Below are 15,402 nucleotides of genomic sequence, written 5' to 3'. Positions count from 1 at the left end.
TGCCGGACGCCAACTAGCCTGGCTGAAATCATCTTGCCTCAGATCGAATTCTTAATGCAATTCCTGTAATTTTCTGCTATTGAAATAAGTAAGCGCACCGTTGCGCAGCCTGTGTATTGGTTGGATATTATTTTTAACGTTAGGTATCGCCTCAGGCACGACGGCCACAAAAAATAGTAACGGGACGAACTTAAGTTAACGTCTAATATAATGCCAAACGAACCGCACTCTATTCGCGAGACCACTATGGAAAAAATTCAACACCGAATCCTTTACCAGGAAGCGGCTGACAGAATCCGAGAATTAATTGAGCATGGAGTACTTACCGCAGGAGAGAAAATCTCCGAAAAACAGCTTTGCGACAAGTTCGGAATCTCACGGACGCCACTTCGTGAGGCGCTGAAGGTCCTCACTTCCGAAGGATTGATAGAAATACTCCCCAATCGAGGAGCGCGGGTAAGCCGCCTCAGTTTAAGTGATGTGCAGCACACCTACGATGTAATGGGCGCATTGGAAGGCCTTGCGGGCGAAGCGGCCTGTCGCCGTATAACAGAAGATGAGTTATCGACCATTATCGAGCTCCACAGACAGATGCTTGATTATTTTAATCGCCAAGATTTGCAGGCTTACTTCCAAGCCAACCGACAAATCCATGAGCGTATTCTTGCCGCCTCAGGTAACGCTGTACTGTTAGAGATGTATAACAATCTGAGTCAACGGATCAAACGGTTTCGTTTCACTGCAGAGATGAGCCCTGAGTTTTGGCAGAAAGCAGTGAACGACCATGAAGAAATGATTAAAGCCTTGCAGGAACGCGACAGCAAAAGGCTCGGTGATATTCTTCGAGAACATTTGAATCACAAGCTTGAAGCTGAAAATCTTTCGGGTGTGGCTTAAAGCTTGTTGAAATCTCGCAGCGAGCTATTTGCTGCTGCGATGGAAGGCGCTGGGTAGGTAAAAAAAGTCTCTTTCCATTACCGTCCCTCAGCGCCTCAGGCTTCAGTTGCAGTACAACTCAATCCCGACGCCCCCTCGATTGCCGTGTCAGGCTCAGGCCAATGCCTGCTCTAGGACCTTGGCGACATGCAAGGCCGCCTTGCTTGCACCGTCATGAATCTGGTGGCGACAACTGGTCCCGTCTGCAACCACTAGATCCTCCGCTTTAGCCTGACGAATGGCCGGTAATAGCTTCATCTCGGCCATTTGCATGGACACTTCGTAATGCTCGCTTTCGTAGCCGAAGCTCCCTGCCATCCCGCAGCATGACGTTTCGATGGTTTCGACCTTCAGCTCGGGAATCCAGCGCAGCACTTGTTCCACGGGTCGCATGGCGTCGAATGCTTTTTGGTGGCAATGCCCGTGCAACAACGCCCGGGACGCACCCAGCGCCTTCAGCTTCAGGTCCAGACGACCGGCGTCATGCTCGCGAACCAAGAACTCTTCGAACAGCAGAGCGGCGTTGGCCAATGCCTTGGCTTGTTCGCCGTATCCGTAATGCAGAAACTCGTCACGCATGGTTAGCAAGCAGGAAGGCTCCAGACCAACAATGCTGACCCCGCGCTCAACGAATGGCATCAGGAAATCCAGTGTGCGCTTCGCTTCGGCTTTGGCTTTGTCTACCTGACCGGACGCCAGATAGGTTCGTCCGCAGCAAAGTGGTCGCTCGCGGGCTGCCTTGTTGAAATGGACTTTATATCCGGCTGCAACCAGCACCCGATGGGCGGCTTCGGCGTTGGCTGGTTCAAGGTAGTTATTGAACGTATCGACAAACAACAGGACTTCTTTCGTCTGTGTTGCGTTGCCTTGCGCCTCGCCCGCGTTGCTGAGGAAGCTGCGTTGAAAACTCGGCAGCGCCCGTTGCGTAGCCAACCCCAGGCTCTTCTTGACCCAGTCAGCCACTGCCGGCACGCGCTCGACTGCGCTTACCAGTCCTGAGAAGTAACTGGCGTACGGTGCGTATTGCGGCATATCGGCTACAAGGCGTTCACGAAGCGGCATCGGGTGCGTTTTCGACCAGGCCACGCGGGCTTCGATTTTCATTTTGGCCATGTCCACGCCGGTTGGACATTCCCGCTTGCAGCCCTTACAGGAAACACAAAGATCAAGCGCTTCCTTTACGTCTTCACTGGCTAACCCTTCCGGCCCTAATTGACCCGACAAAGCCAAGCGCAAGGTGTTGGCGCGGCCGCGGGTCAGATGCTGTTCATTACGTGTGGCGCGGAAGCTCGGGCACATCGTACCCGCGTCGAATTTACGGCAGTGGCCGTTGTTATTGCACATTTCCACTGCTTTGATCAGGCCTGACGTGGGATCACCACCGCTCCCAGGCTCACTTTGCTCTCCAGTGAGCGGATCACGCAATACATCCCAACCGGACCAATCGAGTGCTGGTTTAACCGGGATCGCCTGATAGTCCTTGGGAAAGCGGAAATAGTTCTGATCGTCCATACGAGGTGTATCGACGATCTTGCCCGGATTGAGCAGATTTTCCGGATCAAATATCTGCTTTATTTCCGTGAACGCGGCGTTGAGCTGCGGGCCGAACTGCCAGGCCACCCACTCGCCTCTGCAAATACCGTCGCCATGTTCGCCAGAAAAGGCGCCCTTGTATTCCCTGACCAAAGCCGATGCTTCTTCGGCAATGGCACGCATCTTCTCTCCGCCGTCACGGCGCATATCCAGTATCGGGCGTACGTGTAAGGTTCCTACGCTGGCGTGGGCATACCAAGTACCCTCAGTACCGTACTTGTGAAATACCTGAGTTAGTTTATCGGTGTATTCGGCGAGTCCATCCAACGGGACTGCACAGTCTTCGATGAAAGACACCGGCTTCCCGTCGCCTTTCATACTCATCATGATGTTCAACCCCGCCTTGCGGACATTCCAAAGTGCTGTCTGCTCAGCACCGTTGACCATGTCCACGACACTTCCCGGCAGGCCGAGATCGCCCATAAGTTCATTCAAACCGGCAAGTTTCTGATGCAACTCCTGCATGTCATCGCCAGCGAACTCGACAAGTAGAATGGCCTTGGGTGCACCGATTAACGCTTTTTCAATAACCGGGCGGAATGCTGGGTTCTCAAGCGACAGGTCGATCATGGTGCGATCGACAAGTTCGACAGCCGTAGGCTCCAGCTTGACGATATGCTGGGTCATGTCCATCGCCTGATAAAAGGTAGGGAAGTTGACCACACCCAGAACTTTCTGCTTCGGCAAAGGCGCCAATTTCAGCTTGATGCGTTGAGTTAGTGCCAAGGTCCCTTCGGACCCTATTAACAGATGTGCCAGATTGATACGGCCGTCACGGTCGTAGGGCAGCGGGTTCTGGCAGTTGAAGATATCCAGGTTATAACCGCCGACACGGCGTAATACCTTGGGGAAGTTCTCGAGGATATTTGCATCTTCGCGGCTGGCAATTTGTTGGAGTTGCTGAGCGATGCGCTGCACTCTGCCGCCGGCCGAAAGGTTCTCGATATAGTCGAAATGGCCTTGTGAGCCGTCCGCCAGTAACGCGTCGATGCTGAGAACGTTATGGACCATGTTGCCGTAGCGGATCGATCGCGACCCACAGGAGTTATTGCCGGCCATTCCTCCAATGGTGCATTGCGCAGCTGTCGATACATCAACCGGAAACCAGAGCCCATGTGGCTTCAGCCAGCGATTGAGATCATCGAGAACGAGGCCGGGCTCGACCACGACGGTCATCCTTTCTTTGTCGAACTCAACGATCTGGTTCAGCCAACGGCTAGTGTCCAGCACGATCGCTTCCCCGACCGTCTGCCCGCACTGGCTGGTTCCGCCTCCCCGCGCGAGTACCGGAATCTTCGCGTCACGCGCGATATCCAAGGCAATCTGTAGGTCCTGCTGGTGGCGCGGGATGACTACGCCAACCGGCATGACTTGGTAGATCGATGCGTCCGTCGAATAGCGCCCCCGGGAGGCCTTATCGAAAAATACATCGCCGGCAATCTCTCGCTGCAAGCGTGCTGCAAGATCAGAGACAAGGCCTACTTGCGCGCTGCGCGCTTTTAATTTTTGTTCAGTAAACGAAGTCATCACAAACTCCCGGTTTCCATCAGGGCGGCAGTGGCGAGCCTTACGCCAAAAAGCACCGTTCGCAGCTAGCGCCGCTCCCACGGCAGGAGCGACTTAAGCCGCGATGCTTATGCTGTGTCAGTTGGCGGTCCGCAGGGGATTAGCGGCAAAGTAATTCAGCGCCGCCAACACTCCACTTCCCTTCAACTCAACACCGGATAACTTCATTCCCGCCTCGCAGCCACCGAGGGCCGCGATCAGAGTCAGGTCATTGCAATCACCCAAGTGACCGATACGGAACATCTTTCCCTTGGCCTTGCCGAGCCCCATGCCTAAGGAGAGATCGAAACGCTCGTAAACCAGCCGGCGAACCGCATCGGCATCTACACCTTCTGGCATTACGACGCCGGTCAGGACCGGTGAGTGGACGGCAGGGTCCAGGCACTGCACTTCCAATCCCCAGGCTTCGACAGCGGTGCGCACTCCCGCCCCCCAGCGCTGATGACGGAGAAACACGTTATCCAGGCCTTCCCCCAGGATCATGTCCAGCGCTTCGTTCAAGCCATAAAGCAGATTGGTATTGGGTGTGTACGGCCAGTAGCCAGTTTTGTTGGCCTCGACGATTTCGTCCCAGGCCCAGAAGCTTTTTGGCAATTGGGAGGGACGGCTGGCTTGAAGCGCCTTATCTGACAGCGCGTTAAAGCTGATGCCTGGCGGCAACATCAGGCCCTTCTGCGACCCTGAAATCGTGACGTCGACACCCCAGGCGTCGTGCTGATAATCGGCACAGGCCAGCCCGGAAATGGTATCGACCATCAACAGCGCCGGGTGCCCCGCCGCATCCATGGCACGTCGTACCGCAGGAATATCGCTGGTAACGCCAGTGGAGGTCTCGTTGTGAACGACGCAAACCGCTTTGATGCTGTGTCCGGTGTCCTCCCTCAGGCGCCGTTCGATCATGTCGGCCTGCACTCCAGCGCGCCAACCCTCATACCCTGGCAACCCGAGAAACTCCGGTTCCACGCCCAAGCGACGCGCCATCTTCTCCCATAGCGTGGCGAAGTGGCCGGTCTCGAACATCAGCACTTTGTCACCGGCTGACAGCGTATTCACCAGCGCCGCTTCCCAAGCGCCTGTGCCTGAAGCGGGATAAATGACAACGGGATGCACCGTTTTGAAAATCTTCTGAATCTTGCCCAGTATCTCCAGCCCCAACGCGCCGAATTCAGGACCACGGTGGTCGATAGTCGGCAGGCTCATGGCACGCAGGATGCGATCCGGTACAGGAGAAGGGCCGGGAATTTGGAGGAAATGGCGGCCAGATGGATGAAAATCGAGCTTCAACATGGGATATCTCCGTAGCCTTTCGCTATTGGTTATTTTTGTATTTTGCGTTTTGAATTCATCGTTAAATAACAAAAATCCACGCTTACCTGATGCAACCCTCCCCCCTTAATCGGCCCACTTCCTCCTCGCTGATACCAATGCCGCGAAGGATCTCGTCTGTATGCTGGGCAAAAAGCGGTGCCGGCCGACGAATCTGCAGAGGCGTGCGGGAGAACTTTGCCGGGAAACCAATCGTTTTCATTTTGCCGATCACCGGATGATCGACCTCCTGAACCATGCCCCGGGCGAGAAAATGTTCGTCTTCCATGGCTTGGGCGAAGTTATTGATCGGGCCTGCCGGGACGCCAGCCACATCACAAAGCTCAAGCCAGTGGTCCATGTTCTGTTGGGTCAGGATGTCTTCGATAACGGCTTCGAGCACTTCAACATTGCGCCCGCGGTCACTATTCGTTGCAAAGCGCGGATCATCGATCAGCTCGGGGCGTGCTATGACATCGAGGCAAAAGCGCTCCCAGGTCCGCTGGTTGGCACAACCGAGCATAAGAAAGCCGTCTTGGGTCTTGAATGCCTGATAAGGCGCGGAGACTCGGTGTCGCCACCCTGTTGGCTCCGGTACCCTCCCCTCCGAGAAATAGGCGGCTGCCTCCCAGCTGAACCACGGCAAGCCGCATTCGGTGATGGCGATATCGATATGTTGCCCTTCTCCGGTGTTCATCTTGTGAATGTATGCCGCGAGAATGGAATAGACCGCAGTGATCCCCGCGCCTATGTCATATACCGCAATACCTGTTTTTACAGGGCGTCGACCCGGCTCGCCAGTCATCGACATGAGGCCGCTCATGCCCTGCGCAACCAGATCGAAACCACCCTTGTTGCTGTATGGGCCGGTCTGCCCATAGCCGGAAATGGAGCAGTAAATGATGCCCGGATTGAGCTTTTTGATGGTCTCGTAATCGATTTGCAGAGACTGAGTCACGCCGGGGCGGTAGTTCTCCACGATTACATCGGCCTCATTGGCCAGTCGGTAAAACACGTCCTTGGCCCGCTGATCCTTCAAGTTCAGCGAAATGCTCTTCTTGTTCCGGTTGATCTGGGAGAAACAGGTGGATTCGTCATTAACGTATGGGCCCATTTGCCGGCTGTCATCGCCGCCGTTGGCCTTCTCAACCTTGATGACTTCTGCGCCCATGTCTCCCAAAACCATGGTGCAGTATGGCCCGGCCATGATCTGGGATACATCGAGTATTTTTATATTGTTCAACGGGAGCATGGAATTCCTCACTGCCGGAAATTGATCGGAAGGCTATCGCCCGGTCCATTCAAAGGATGTCTTGTGAACGAACTTGCCGACCGCTGCCTTGAAATCCTGGCTGCCGTAACAGGCCCGCACCCAGTCGTCACTGGCATCTGCGGCCGCACGTCGATGTGCGAGCACGCGATTGATGACCTCTTTCGATGCTTGAACCGTCAGCGGAGCTCGACTGGCGAATGCCTGCGCTCGGTTGTTGACTTCCTGCCTGATAGCGTCCGCGTCGAAGATTTCGTTGACCAAACCGATCAAGGCTGCTTCGGGTGCCTCGATGAACTTCGCGGCCATGAGCACTTCCTTGGTGCGCGCGACGCCTATCAAGTCCATCAAGCGTGAAACATTGGTCACGGACAGGCAGTTGCCTAGCGTCCTGGCAATCGGAACGCCGAACTTCAATGACGGCGTGCAGTAGCGAAAATCACAGGCCAAGGCAATGGCCGCGCCACCACCGACACAGAACCCTTCGAGCATGGCAATGGTAGGTTTGCGCATGGTTTCCAGGCCGGCGATGGCGCTATCGATACGGCGCTCATATGCAACACCCTGCTCGCCATCGAAACCGGTGAACTGCTTGATATCCGTACCGGCGACAAAGGCATCGCCCCCGCGGCCATGGAATATCACCGCATTCACCGCCGGGTCAGCATCTACTTGTTGGCATATAGCTGCCAGCGATTCGTACATATGCCAGGTCATGGCATTGCGGCTTTCGGGGCGATTGAATCCGACCCAAGCCACGCCTTGATCGATATGGCATTCAACGGTGCCCTGGTTCTGATCACTCATCTCTCTCATTCCTTCGGTTCGTTGCCGCCAGGTATTGGTAGCAGAAGGCTGGAAACATCAGCGCCTATCAACTGCCATACACAAAGTTGACCAGCGACATCGCAACGGCCGGGATGTAAGTGTTCATGATCAGGATTGCGAAGAGCACGCCGAGGAACCAGAGATTGGTTCGGCTGGTTGCCCAAATATCCGACTTGGCTATCGAGCAGGAAGCGATCAGAACGCTGGCTACCGGCGGTGTTTGTTGCCCGATTGCCAAATTAAGCGTGACGATCAAACCGAAGTGAATGGGGTCGATGCCAACCGCAAGAACCAGCGGCAATACAATCGGCACAACCAGAATTATCGCAGCGGCTGAGTGCAGAAAGACCCCAAGTATCAGGAAGATCACGTTCAACAACGCCAGGATTACATACTTGTTGCTGGTCCATTCGCTGATTGAGGTGGCCAACTGCTGTGGAAGCTGCGTCTCGGTCAAATAGAGGCCAACTACGGCCGAGCTTGCAACAAGGAGCATGACCACTGCAGTTTGTATACCTGCATCAAGGCATGCCTTATAGAAAGTTTTGAAGGTGAACTCCCGGTATACGAAAGCACTGATGAAAATGGCAACAACGACCGCCAGTGCGGCACCTTCTGTCGCGGTTACAATGCCACCGAAAATCCCTCCAAGAATAATTACCGGAATCGACAACGCCCAGATGGAGTTTTTGAATGCTTCCCAGAGTTTTCCTGCCCGGAACTTTCCTTCCGATGGAAAGTTGTTCTTTTTAGCCAAGTAGTAGCACATGGCGGCTAAACCCAAGGCCCCGAGAATCCCTGGAAAAATGCCGGCAACAAACATCTTGACCACTGATTCCCCAGACATAACCGCATAAAGAATCATGGGGATCGAAGGTGGCAGGATGATCGCCAGACTGGCGGCAGAGGATGAAAGAGCCGCCGAATACTCCTTGGAGTACCCCTTCTTCTTCATCGCCGGAATCATGATGCTACCAATGGCCGAAACGCCTGCTACCGCAGAGCCGGAAATTTCCGCGAAAAAGATAGAGGCGCCAATGGTCACCATCGACAGTCCACCTTTTATGAACCCCAGCATCGCTGATGCGAGATCAATGAGGCGTCGTGAAATGCTTGAAGCATTCATGATGGCACCGGCCAGGATGAACAACGGAATCGCAATCAGCGGGAAGCTGGTCGCCCCGTCGAACATCACCATGCCTATGTTGGGAAGTGCCGAGACACCATAAGTGGCGAAGGTCGCAGCGGCGCCGATGAGACCGAGCGCTACCGCGATAGGCACATTGATCAGAATGAGCACGACAAGGCCAAGAAACATATAAAGAATCGTCATTTTTTATTCTCCTGAGCGCGCAGTTCTGCGGGCTCGATGGGGTCGTTCGGAACTCAGCTTTTCGCGAGCTCAACCTCTAGCTCTTCCAGTTCATGGTCGACGAACCCAGCGCCTTTGGCGCTCGCAATGACATCGGGCAGGCGTAATAACTCGGCAAGAATGAACATCGCTGCACCAATCGGGATAACTGATTGCGTAAGCTGCAGCGAAACGTTGGTCAGGCTGACCAGCGTTGAGCCTTCGAGAATGGTCACTACCTGCATGCCGGTATATGCGAGCAGTACGAAAAAACCGATCGTGATCGCCTCTGCGATAAGTGCAATCGGCAGCCGTACCTTGGGGGAGAAGTAATTAATGACACTTGGGCAGCCTATGTGGGCGCCCTTTGCCGCAGCCAGTGCGGCTCCGTAATAGGTCAGCCAAGCCAATCCTACAGATGCAACTTCGTCGTACCAGCTAAAGGGCGAACCGACCAGGCGTGAAACAAAGCCAATTGTAACAACCGCTGCCAGCGCGATAATATTGATTACAACGATGACTTCAAGAAGCTTGAAGTAACCTTTTTTAAAAGAGCTCATCAGCTCCTCCTGATATATCGACCCTCAATTGTTCCGTGCATGACTTGCGGGATGAGCAAGTCATGCACAACGGAGATATCACCTATCAGTCGCGGAGCTGCCTTACTTTTTCCAGCATTTCTTTGCCGCCATCAACTTCCTCGGAAAACTTCGCATAAATTGCATCCGAGCCGTCAATAAACGCTTGCTGGTCGACCTCGTTGACCTCCATGCCAGCCTCTTTCATCTTTTCGACAAGGCTGTTATCGAGCTCCTCGCCTTGCTTTAGAGCAAAGTCTTCAACTTCCATCGCTGCATCCGACAGCACTGTTCTCACCTCTTCCGGCAAACGCTTCCAGCTGGCGCCTGCCACCACAAACGCCGGGGTGTAGACATGGTTGGACAAGGAAAGAAAGCGTTGAACCTCATGGAAGCGCTGCGAGTAAATCTGGACGAGCGGGTTTTCCTGGCCATCCATCGCGCCGGTCTGCAATGCAACGAAGGCTTCGGAGAGCGCCATGGGCGCAGGATTAGCGCCGTAGCCCTTGAACATTTCAACGCGCCAGATCCCGTTCGGCGTTCTTAGCTTTAGCCCTTCGAGATCTTTGGGTACTACGATCGGACGGCTGTTATTGGTGATCTGCCGGCTGCCGTTTTCCCACACGGCAATGATATTCAGGTTCCTTTTTTCCGCCGCTGTGTACATGACATCGCGCACTACTTCGTCGCGAACCTTCTTCATGTGTTCCCGATCCTTGATCAGGTACGGCATTTCGAACAGCGAGAACTCGGGGCTGACGCTGCTCATGACCGTGGAGGGCAATGCGAGATCAAGCGTGCCTAACTTGAGCTTGTTTAGCATTTGCGAATCGCTACCGAGCTGACTGGAGCCGTAAGGCACAACCTCATACCCATCCAGTTTTTCGTTAGCGATCCGAGCGAATTCGTTAGCTGTTATCTCGAATAGGGAGCCTGGCCCGCCCACATGGCCGAATTTGATTTGGGTATCAGCAGCCTGTGCTACCGAAACGCCGAGGGCCAGTACTGATGCAAGAAGCGCTTTCTTTGAGCCTTTCATGTGGATCTCCACTCATTGTTATTTTTGTTGGTACCCAACGCCGCAAAGCCCGAATTTCTTTCCCGTTCGGTCAGTTCGTTGCTGTTCTTTTGCAGCTATCGAACGGGAAGAGTGACGAGTAGAACTCCCTGCATTTGCCGGGCGCGCAGCTGACTGATCAAAATGAATTCATAATTCACTTTTGGACGTTAGTCTAAGATTCGCAGCCTAGCAAATGGCTTTTCCATTAATTTCATTTTGCTTTTTTAGCGCCTAATCAGGCGCTGCGATGGCTGGCGATCAGCGGTTCTCGCAGTGATATCTGCAGCCAACACAGGTGTTCGCCGCCAAGAAGAAGGGACGTTGAAATGTGGTTCGTCAAAGCACAGCCGGACGAGCGCGAAGACTCGTCTGGGCCGGTGTTTTGTCCAGGCGAAAAAAAACCTCGAACTTCGTTGGGGGAGGGGGAAGTTCGAGGTTCCAAATCCGGACCGCTAGGGCGAGGTCCAGATGATCTGCCAACACTTAACACAACAAGGAGCATCGAAGGGTTTTGACACCCTCCGAAGCCTATGACTCGCCTTTTGCGTCATGAGTTCAATGAGTCAGAAAAAATAATTTCGTCTCGCTTCGTCTGCGCCCCTTCAGTGCGCCTCGTCCCAGTTGTCGCCCACGCCCGCTTCCACCAACAGCGGCACGTCCAGCTCGGCGGCCTGGCTCATCAGCGGGCAGATGGCTGCGCGCACCTGCTCGACCAGATCCTCGCGCACTTCCAACACCAGTTCGTCGTGCACCTGCAGGATCACCCGTGCATCCAGGCCGCTGTTCTGCAGCCAGTTGTCCACACTAATCATGGCGCGCTTGATGATGTCCGCCGCGGTGCCCTGCATCGGCGCATTGATCGCGGTGCGTTCGGCGCCCTTGCGCATGGCGCCGTTCTTGGAGTTGATCTCGGGCAGATACAGCCGGCGACCGAACAGGGTCTCCACGTAGCCCTGCTCGGCGGCCTGGGTACGGGTGCGCTCCATGTAGGCGAGCACGCCGGGGTAGCGCGCGAAGTAGCGATCGATATAGGCCTGCGCTTCGCCGCGCGCGACGTCGATCTGCTTGGCCAGGCCGAAGGCGCTCATGCCGTAGATCAGACCGAAGTTGATTGCCTTGGCGCTGCGGCGCTGGTCGTTGCTCACCTCATCCAGCGATACGCCGAAGACCTCGGCGGCGGTGGCGCGGTGGACATCCAGATCGTTCTGGAAAGCATGCAGCAACCCTTCATCCTGGGCCAGATGGGCCATGATGCGTAGTTCGATCTGCGAGTAGTCGGCGGCCAGCAGCTTGTAGCCGGGTGCCGCGACGAAAGCCTGGCGAATGCGCCGCCCTTCAGCCGTTCTGATCGGGATGTTCTGCAGATTCGGGTCCGACGAAGACAACCGGCCGGTCGCCGTTACCGCCTGGTGATAGCTGGTGTGGATACGTCCTGTGCGAGGGTTGATCTGCTGCGGCAGCTTGTCGGTGTAGGTGCCCTTGAGCTTGCTCAGGGAGCGGTGCTGCATGATCACCTTGGGCAGCGGGTAATCCTTATCGGCAAGGTCGGCCAGCACACTTTCGGCGGTCGAGGGCTGGCCTCCAGCGGTCTTCGACAATACCGGACAGCCGAGCTTTTCATAGAGGATGGCGCACAGCTGTTTGGGCGAACCGAGGTTGAACTCCTCGCCAGCGATGTCATAAGCCTCACGCTCTAGAGCGACGAGTTTTTCGCCCAGCTCGACGCTCTGCAGCCCGAGCAGATTGGCGTCGACCAGCGCACCGTTGCGCTCGATACGCGCCAGCACCGGAACCAACGGCATCTCTATCTCGTTCAGTACCTTGAGCAGCGAGGGCGTGGCTTCGAGCCTTTCCATCAGTGTCTGGTGCAGGCGCAGGGTAACGTCGGCATCTTCGGCCGCGTAGGGTCCGGCCTGTTCGATGGCGATCTGGTCGAAGGTCAGCTGCTTGGCGCCCTTGCCGGCGATGTCCTCGAAGCGGATGGTGCCGCGGCCGAGATATTTCAGCGCCAGGCTGTCCATGTCGTGACGGGTCGCGGTGGCGTCCAGCACGTAGGATTCGAGCATGGTGTCGCAGCTCATGCCGCGCATTTCGATACCGTAGTGCATCAGCACGTTCATGTCGTACTTGCCGTGCTGGCAGATCTTGCGTTTGGCCGGGTCTTCCAGCAGCGGTTTGAGGGCAGCGAGCACCGCGTCACGGTCGAGCTGCTGCGGCACCCCCATATAACTGTGACACAGCGGCACGTAGGCGGCCTTGCCGGTCTCGATGGCGAATGAAACGCCCACCAGCTGCGCCTTCTGCGCATCGATGCTGGTGGTCTCGGTATCGAAGGCGAAGCAGTCGGCAGCCTGCAGACGCGCCAGCCAGGCGTCGAATTCGGCCTGATCGAGGACAGTGTCGTACTCGGCTTCCGCCTGGATCGAGCATTCCTCAGGCGTAACTTCGCAGTTCGCCGCCTTGGCCTCGCGCAGCAGCTCGTCGAGCCACTGTTTGAATTCCAGCTCGCGGTACAGCGCGATCAACGCCTCGCGATGCGGTTCGCCCGGCATTAGATCGGCCACCTGCACATCCAGCGGCACGTCGATCTTGATCGTCGCCAGCTCATAGGACATGAACGCCGCATCACGGTGTTCTTCGAGCTTGGCGGCCAGCGACTTGGCACCGCGAATCGGCAAATCGCAGACTTTTTCGAGGTTCTCGTAAAGCCCCTTCAGACCGCCGGGAATGCCATTGAGCAAGCCGCAGGCGGTCTTCTCGCCAACGCCGGGCACGCCGGGGATGTTGTCAACCTTGTCGCCCATCAGCGCGAGGAAATCGATGATCAGCTCGGGACCGACGCCGAACTTGGTCCGTACACCCTCGATGTCATAGACGCTGCCGGTCATGGTGTTGACCAGCGTGACGTGCGGGCAGACCAGCTGCGCCATGTCCTTGTCGCCAGTGGAGATGACGACGTCGCGCTGGAGGGCTGCGCATTGGCGCGCCAAGGTGCCGATCACGTCGTCGGCCTCGACCCCGTCCACGCACAACAGCGGCATGCCGAGCGCGCGAACGCTGGCATGCAGTGGCTCGACCTGACCACGCAGGTCGTCCGGCATCGGTGGGCGATGGGATTTGTATTCGGCGAACAACGTGTCGCGGAACGTCGGCCCCTTGGCATCGAAGACCACCGCGAAGGGGCTGTCCTGATATTGTCGGCGCAGCGACAGCAGCATGTTCAGCACACCCTTCACCGCGCCGGTGGGTTTGCCGGTCGAGGTGGTCAGCGGCGGCAGGGCATGGAAGGCGCGATAGAGGTAGGACGAACCGTCCACCAGAACCAGGGGCGTTTGACTCATGAGCGGGATCAACCTTTTCGGCGGGTCCGGGGCTAGAATGCAGGGACCACTTGACGATAAAGGGCAAGGTTATCATGCGTACGCTCAAACCTCTGATGCTGGCCGGCCTGCTGGCGCTCGTGCCGCTGACCGGTTTTGCCCAGGAGTCGGTCGAGGGTGAGCCCGATGTGACCATTCGCCAGGAAGGTGAGCGGACCGTCGAGGAATATCGCGTCAACGGCTTCCTCTATGCTGTGAAGATCACCCCAAAGTCGGGCAAACCCTACTTTCTGGTGCGCGCCGATGGCGACAGCAATTTCATCCGAGCCGACCAGCCGGACATGCTGATCCCTGCCTGGGAAATCTTCAGCTGGTAACGCCGCGACGACGATAACGGAAGGCCACTCATGTCGGTATTCACCCCGCTGCAACACGAAGAACTGGAAGCCTTTCTGGCGCCCTATCAACTGGGACGTCTGCAAGAATTCGAGGGCATCGCCGCAGGCAGCGAGAACAGCAATTTCTTCGTCAGCCTGGAACAGGGCCAGTACGTTCTGACCCTGGTTGAGCGCGGCCCGACCCAGGACCTGCCGTTCTTCATCGAGCTGCTCGAGGTACTGCACCGAGCCGGCCTGCCGGTGCCCTACGCGTTACACACCCGGGACGGCGAAGCCCTGCGCAACCTGGCAGGCAAGCCGGCGCTGCTGCAACCGCGCTTGCCGGGCCGGCACGTGGCGGTGCCCAATGCCCACCACTGCAGCGAAGTGGGCCGGCTGCTGGCGCGCCTGCATCTGGCGACGCGCGAACACATCCTCGAGCGACGCAGCGACCGCGGCCTGGACTGGATGCAGGAAGAAGGCCCCAGCATTGCCATGGGACTGCCGGAGGACCAGCTACCGCTACTGCGCGAAAGCCTGACGGAAATCGCCGAGCTGAAGCCGAAGATCCTCGCCTTGCCCCGCGCCAACCTGCACGCCGATCTGTTCCGCGACAATGTGCTCTTCGAGGGGGGTCACCTGACCGGCGTGATCGACTTCTATAACGCCTGCTCCGGGCCGATGCTCTACGACATCGCCATCACGGTTAACGACTGGTGCAGCCACCCCAACGGCGAGCTCGACGAGGAACGCAGCCAGGCATTGCTCGCCGCCTACTCCAGCCTGCGCCGCTTCACCCCGGCCGAGGCTGAGCTATGGCAGCCGATGCTGCGCGTGGCCGGCGTGCGGTTCTGGCTCTCGCGCCTGATCGCCGCGCAGAACTTCGCCGGACAACCCGTGCTGATCAAGGACCCTGAAGAATTCCACCGCCTGCTCGCCGCCCGCCGGCAATGCCATAGCACATTGCCGTTTGCGCTCTAGCAGCCAGGCCAAGAGGTTGAACACGGCGGAACACCGCGAACGCAAGGAATCGCCGGACCACAGGCATCGAAAATCTGGCCGAACTGAGCAGTCATGTACCGAAGCCCGGGGTGAATCTCCGAGCGTTGGATACTTGGCTGGCACATCAATTCGCAGTGAACCCAGCGCCATAGCGGGTCCTTCTACTATTGACGCCGACCATCTCCCAAAAACAGCGGCGCACCGCTGAGCCTACTT

General features: G+C 56.7%; 11 protein-coding genes. 3 read left to right on the top strand and 8 right to left on the bottom strand.

Going from position 1 to position 15,402, the window contains the following annotated elements:
• The first annotated feature begins 246 nt into the window (after positions 1–246).
• A complete protein-coding gene (locus E0D86_RS06965) occupies positions 247–897 on the top strand; it encodes a GntR family transcriptional regulator (RefSeq protein ID WP_131649287.1) in 651 nt (216 codons plus the stop codon).
• A gap of 153 nt (positions 898–1,050) precedes the next feature.
• On the opposite strand, the gene E0D86_RS06960 is transcribed toward E0D86_RS06965, so the two are convergent.
• The 8 genes from E0D86_RS06960 to polA all read right to left on the bottom strand — a co-directional run bounded on the left by E0D86_RS06960 (position 1,051) and on the right by polA (position 13,828).
• Positions 1,051–4,056: an FAD-binding and (Fe-S)-binding domain-containing protein gene (locus E0D86_RS06960; RefSeq protein ID WP_131649285.1), complete on the bottom strand. Its 3,006-nt coding sequence runs from the start codon at positions 4,054–4,056 to the stop codon at positions 1,051–1,053.
• 117 nt (positions 4,057–4,173) lie between these two features.
• Positions 4,174–5,454, bottom strand: coding sequence for an alanine--glyoxylate aminotransferase family protein (locus tag E0D86_RS06955; RefSeq protein WP_231752150.1), 1,281 nt, complete (start codon positions 5,452–5,454; stop codon positions 4,174–4,176).
• A gap of 10 nt (positions 5,455–5,464) precedes the next feature.
• Positions 5,465–6,652, bottom strand: a complete 1,188-nt coding sequence (locus tag E0D86_RS06950; RefSeq protein ID WP_131649283.1) for a CaiB/BaiF CoA-transferase family protein — start codon at positions 6,650–6,652, stop codon at positions 5,465–5,467.
• 33 nt (positions 6,653–6,685) lie between these two features.
• Positions 6,686–7,477, bottom strand: a complete 792-nt coding sequence (locus tag E0D86_RS06945; RefSeq protein ID WP_131649281.1) for an enoyl-CoA hydratase/isomerase family protein — start codon at positions 7,475–7,477, stop codon at positions 6,686–6,688.
• 67 nt (positions 7,478–7,544) lie between these two features.
• Positions 7,545–8,831 carry a TRAP transporter large permease gene (locus E0D86_RS06940; RefSeq protein WP_177493031.1) on the bottom strand — a complete coding sequence of 429 codons (1,287 nt, stop codon included), beginning with the start codon at positions 8,829–8,831 and terminating at the stop codon, positions 7,545–7,547.
• Between the two features lie 53 nt (positions 8,832–8,884).
• The gene (locus tag E0D86_RS06935; RefSeq protein WP_131649279.1) at positions 8,885–9,409 is read right to left on the bottom strand and encodes a TRAP transporter small permease; all 525 of its coding nucleotides are present in this window, start codon (positions 9,407–9,409) and stop codon (positions 8,885–8,887) included.
• 85 nt (positions 9,410–9,494) lie between these two features.
• Entirely contained in the window at positions 9,495–10,466 is a 972-nt protein-coding gene (locus E0D86_RS06930) for a TRAP transporter substrate-binding protein (protein WP_131649277.1), read from the bottom strand.
• A gap of 623 nt (positions 10,467–11,089) precedes the next feature.
• Entirely contained in the window at positions 11,090–13,828 is a 2,739-nt protein-coding gene (gene polA, locus E0D86_RS06925; protein ID WP_131649275.1) for a DNA polymerase I, read from the bottom strand.
• 74 nt (positions 13,829–13,902) lie between these two features.
• On the opposite strand from polA, the gene E0D86_RS06920 reads away from it, so the two are divergent.
• Positions 13,903–14,184 carry a DUF2782 domain-containing protein gene (locus tag E0D86_RS06920; RefSeq protein ID WP_131649273.1) on the top strand — a complete coding sequence of 94 codons (282 nt, stop codon included), beginning with the start codon at positions 13,903–13,905 and terminating at the stop codon, positions 14,182–14,184.
• 30 nt (positions 14,185–14,214) lie between these two features.
• On the top strand, positions 14,215–15,165 hold the full coding sequence (locus E0D86_RS06915; protein ID WP_131649271.1) for a homoserine kinase: 951 nt from the start codon (positions 14,215–14,217) through the stop codon (positions 15,163–15,165).
• Positions 15,166–15,402 lie beyond the last annotated feature (237 nt).

Origin of the sequence: Pseudomonas sp. IC_126 (genome assembly GCF_004331835.1) — a bacterium.
In the GTDB taxonomy this organism is placed as follows: Bacteria; Pseudomonadota; Gammaproteobacteria; order Pseudomonadales; family Pseudomonadaceae; genus Stutzerimonas.
The sequence above is the reverse complement of the archived record's forward strand: the minus strand, read 5'-3'. Positions and strand labels throughout refer to the sequence as shown.

Bases quoted from the DNA above. Each gene is read 5' to 3' on its own strand.
- E0D86_RS06920 (WP_131649273.1), top strand. From the start codon at position 13,903: ATGCGTACGCTCAAACCTCTGATGCTGGCCGGCCTGCTGGCGCTCGTG.
- E0D86_RS06965 (WP_131649287.1), top strand. From the start codon at position 247: ATGGAAAAAATTCAACACCGAATCCTTTACCAGGAAGCGGCTGACAGA.
- E0D86_RS06950 (WP_131649283.1), bottom strand. From the start codon at position 6,652: ATGCTCCCGTTGAACAATATAAAAATACTCGATGTATCCCAGATCATG.
- polA (WP_131649275.1), bottom strand. From the start codon at position 13,828: ATGAGTCAAACGCCCCTGGTTCTGGTGGACGGTTCGTCCTACCTCTAT.
- E0D86_RS06930 (WP_131649277.1), bottom strand. From the start codon at position 10,466: ATGAAAGGCTCAAAGAAAGCGCTTCTTGCATCAGTACTGGCCCTCGGC.
- E0D86_RS06940 (WP_177493031.1), bottom strand. From the start codon at position 8,831: ATGACGATTCTTTATATGTTTCTTGGCCTTGTCGTGCTCATTCTGATC.
- E0D86_RS06945 (WP_131649281.1), bottom strand. From the start codon at position 7,477: ATGAGTGATCAGAACCAGGGCACCGTTGAATGCCATATCGATCAAGGC.
- E0D86_RS06915 (WP_131649271.1), top strand. From the start codon at position 14,215: ATGTCGGTATTCACCCCGCTGCAACACGAAGAACTGGAAGCCTTTCTG.
- E0D86_RS06935 (WP_131649279.1), bottom strand. From the start codon at position 9,409: ATGAGCTCTTTTAAAAAAGGTTACTTCAAGCTTCTTGAAGTCATCGTT.
- E0D86_RS06960 (WP_131649285.1), bottom strand. From the start codon at position 4,056: ATGACTTCGTTTACTGAACAAAAATTAAAAGCGCGCAGCGCGCAAGTA.